A 3,215-nucleotide genomic window follows, 5' to 3' on the forward strand; every position below is an offset into this window, starting at 1 on the left:
CTCCGGCCCCGAGCACGCGATGCTGCGCCAGCTCGCCCCCGGTGAGCGCGTCCTGGTCGCCGGCGGCCTCGTGGACGACCGACCGACCCGCGTGCAGCCCGAGCGCCGTTCGCGCGGCAGCCAGGGCAACGGTGGCGGGCGTCGTCGCGGCAACGGCGGTGGGACCGGCTCCGGCCGCTCCCGCAACCAGTCGCGTTCCGGTCAAGGCACCAGCCAGCGGGGTGGCCAGGGCGGCGCCAAGCGCAGCCAGGGTGGACAGGGCGGTGGGCAGAGCACCCACACCGCGGCCTCGTTCAGCGGCAGCCGCCGCAGCCGCTGACTCGGACCTCGGACCGCCAGCCACCTGGCACCGGTGGACCGAACTAGTCAGGTGCGGTTGGACTCCCAGCAACCGACTACTGTTACCTCGACGACATCGGGGGATGTCCGGGGGGACGACGTGGTAGATGGTTACGCCCTGCTGGGCGTGCCGCCAGGAGCGGGCGAGGACGAGGTGCGACGCGCCTACCGCAAGGTGGTCCGCCGGCTGCACCCCGACCTGCAGCCGGAGCACCTACGCGAGGCGAGCGGTCACCAGCTCCAAGCCGTCAACGTCGCGCGCGACCAGGTGCTCGACGACATTCGCAGTCGCCCGAGCGCCGGGGACGTCCGCGACTGCGTTCCGTTCGTTCCCCAGCAACGCCGGCCGATGGAGTCGGTCGACGGCGACCGCACGAGCGGAAGACGCCGGGACGAGCACCAGGCGTGGCTGCGCGGGCAGCAGCAGCAGATCGACGAGTGGAACCGCGATCGCCAGGCGCGGGAGGAGCGCCGACGGCAGGCAGTAGCGCAGCAGTGGGCCCGGCCGAGGAGGTCGCTGCACACTCTCTCTCTCCAGGCCTTCGTGCTCGTCCTGGCCCTGGCTCTGCAGCTCGGTCTCGTGTGGGGCGTCCTGCACGGCATCGAGCACTTCACCTCGTTGGTGACGGCGGCGGCGCGGGGGTCCGCCGGTACGCAGGGGAGCACAGGCCTCGACCTGCGCCAGATGCTGGCACTCTTTGCCTCATGGAGGTCCTGACCCCGCGCGACGTGCCACTCGGCGGGCTCCGCGCGATGACCGTGCGCCGGACCCTCCCGCAGCGGCAACGCACCCTGATCGGCGCGTGGTGCTTCGTCGACCACTACGGCCCCGACGACGTCGCGGCCACCGGCGGCATGGACGTCGCCCCGCACCCGCACACCGGCCTCGCCACGGTCAGCTGGCTCTTACCGGCGAGGTGGAGCACCGCGACAGCCACGGCGTCCACGCGATCGTGCGGCCCGGCGAGCTCAACCTCATGGTCGGCGGCCACGGCGTCTGCCACTCCGAGGTCTCCCTGCCGGGCACCACGACGCTGCACGGGGCCCAGCTCTGGCTCGCCCTCCCCGACGCCGCGCGCGACACCCCGCGGTCGTTCGCCCACCACGCCCCCGAGCCGGTCGTCCTCGACGGCGGCACCGCGCGGGTCTTCCTCGGCACCCTCGCCGGGTCCTCGAGCCCGGTGCCGACCTTCTCGCCGCTGCTCGGCGCGGAGATCGTCCTCGAACCGCACGCGACGGTCGCCCTCGACGTCGACCCCGCCTTCGAGCACGGGATCCTCGTCGACACCGGCGGGGTGCGTCTCGGCGGGGCGGGCCTGACGCCGGCGGACGTCGCCGCCGCGGAGCTCGCCTACGTCGCGCCCGGGCCCGCGCGGCTCGACCTGACCAACGACGGCGACGCCCCGGCCCGCGTACTGCTGCTCGGCGGCACGCCGTTCGGCGAGCAGATCGTCATGTTCTGGAACTTCGTCGGGCGCACCCACGACGAGATCGTCGCGTTCCGGACGGCGTGGGAGGACGACCCCGAGGAGCGGTTCGGGCACGTCACGGGCTACGTCGGCCGCGACGGCAGCGTTGCCCGACTCCACGCCCCGGCGCTGCCGACCACGCGGCTGCGGCCCCGCGGCTGACCGTCCGTGACCGGAGCGTCTCACGGTGCGTGACCGTTCGGGGACAAATCCCGGTCTTGTGTGACTCTCAGTGCCTACTTTAGCGTAGCTCGCATCCCGCTTCACCCGGAAGCGCGGCTGGTCTAAACGGAGAGTCACCATGACCGAGCTGTCGACCCGTTCCGTCGCCCCCACCGCCGCCGCGGTCACGGACACCCCGGACCTCGCCGACCTGCGCAGAGCGGTGACCGGACCCGTGTGGGACCCGGGGGAGGTCGGCGTCGTCACCGAGCTCGCCGGCTTCAACCTTGCGCCCGTCCACGAGCCCGTGGCTGTCGTCGGGGCGACCTCCGCCAAGGACGTCGCCGCCACCGTCCGGTGGGCCCGCGCGCGGGGCATCGGCGTCGGCGTCGTCGCCACCGGCCACTCCGACGTCGAGCACCGGGGCGTCGTCGTGGTCTCCACCAAGCGGCTCGACCGCTGCGACGTCGACCCGGTCGCGCGCACCGTCACCGTCGGATCCGGCGTCAAGTGGTCGCGCGTGCTCGAGGCCGCCGCACCGCACGGGCTGGCCGCGGTCACCGGCTCCTCCTCGGACGTCGGCGTCGTCGGGTTCACCACCGGCGGCGGCATCGGCCCGATCGTGAGCCGCTTCGGCTACGGCTGCGACCGGGTCCGCCGCATGCAGGTCGTCACCGGTGACGGCGAGATCCGCGAGGTGACGCCCACCTCCGACCCCGAGCTCTTCGACGCGATGCTCGGCGGGAAGGACGCCGCGGGCATCGTCGTCGAGATGACCGTCGAGCTGGTCGAGATGACCCGCTTCTACGGCGGGTCGATCTTCTACGACGGGGCCGACGCCGCCGCCGTCATGCACGCCTGGCGCGCGTGGCAGCCGCAGCTGAAGGAGAACACCACCACCTCGATCGCGATCCTGCGCATGCCCGACATGGAGGGGGCCCCGCCGCCGCTGCGCGGGCGCACGGTCGTGCAGCTGCGCGTCGCGCACCTCGGCCCCGAGATCGAGGGGCTCGAGGTCGTGAGCCCGATGCGGCGCGTCGCCACCCCGATCATCGACATGGTCGAGGAGATGCCGGCGGCCGCGATGGACGCGGTGCACTGCGACCCGACCGACCCGCTGCCCTGCTGGGCCACCGGCGGGTTCCTGGGCTCGGTCGACGACGACGCGATCGACGCCCTGCTCGCGGCCGCCGGCCCGCAGCACGAGCTGCCGCTGATCATGGTGGAGCTGCGGGCGATCGGCGG

General features: G+C 73.5%; 2 protein-coding genes and 2 pseudogenes. All 4 read left to right on the forward strand.

Features of this window, described 5'->3' with window-relative positions:
• Positions 1 to 319 (forward strand): annotated as a pseudogene (locus AC0CYZ_RS27050) (hypothetical protein); the annotation flags it as partial.
• A 174-nt stretch (positions 320 to 493) separates the two neighbouring features.
• Positions 494 to 1,057, forward strand: a complete 564-nt coding sequence (locus AC0CYZ_RS27055) for a hypothetical protein (protein WP_472221139.1) — start codon at positions 494 to 496, stop codon at positions 1,055 to 1,057.
• Positions 1,045 to 1,970, forward strand: a pseudogene (locus AC0CYZ_RS27060) (pirin family protein). Before AC0CYZ_RS27055 ends, AC0CYZ_RS27060 begins: the two are co-directional and overlap by 13 nt.
• A 139-nt stretch (positions 1,971 to 2,109) precedes the next feature.
• The coding region (locus tag AC0CYZ_RS27065; protein WP_472221141.1) for an FAD-binding oxidoreductase at positions 2,110 to 3,215 on the forward strand (1,106 nt) is incomplete at its 3' end.

This window comes from Actinomycetospora sp., assembly GCF_055612215.1.